Raw genomic sequence first — 639 nt, 5'->3', positions numbered from 1 at the left:
ATGGTTTTTTAATTGGTTGAATTGTTGGTTCATAAGTGTCTGAATCTTTCGGTCCTACGGTTACTTTCACATTCACTGTGTCTGTTGTTTTATCTGGATATGTCACTGTGACAGGGACTTGAGTTTCTCCACTAACTTGTCCATTTGGCAATTTATTTGTATCAACTGTGATTACAGGTTGAGTGCCTTCTTTAGGGAAGTTAGGTACATTTACTTTGCCTTTGACTTCTTCCACAGTAGTTGGAGTTCCATATGGTTTCGTAATTTCTCCTGTTGTTGGTTGATAAGTTTCAGAATCTTTCGGTCCTACGGTTACTTTCACATTCACTGTGTCTGTTGTTTTATCTGGATATGTCACTGTGACAGGGACTTGGAACACGCCACTTGTTTGACCATTTGGTAATTTTGTTGGATCCGTTATCGTTACTACAGGTGTGCCTTTTTCTTTAGGAAATTCTGGAACACTTACTTTTTCTTGAACTTCTTCCGCAGTAGTTGGTGTACCGTATGGTTTTGTGATTTCTCCTACTGTTGGTTCATATTTGTCTTTTTGTGGTTGTTCTCCTACAGTTACTGGAACTTTCACATGATCTTTTGTACCGTCCGGATAAGTCACTGTGACTGGGACTTCTACTGTTC

1 protein-coding gene is annotated in these 639 nt (G+C 39.3%); it reads right to left on the bottom strand.

Annotated elements, in window-relative coordinates; translation table 11 throughout:
• On the bottom strand, positions 1-639 hold a 639-nt coding region (locus HMPREF2603_RS09320), incomplete at both ends, for a Rib/alpha-like domain-containing protein (RefSeq protein ID WP_261676379.1).

It is taken from the genome of Staphylococcus sp. HMSC055C03 (genome assembly GCF_001809385.1).
GTDB lineage: Bacteria > Bacillota > Bacilli > Staphylococcales > Staphylococcaceae > Staphylococcus > Staphylococcus simulans.
The sequence above is the reverse complement of the archived record's forward strand: the minus strand, read 5'-3'. Positions and strand labels throughout refer to the sequence as shown.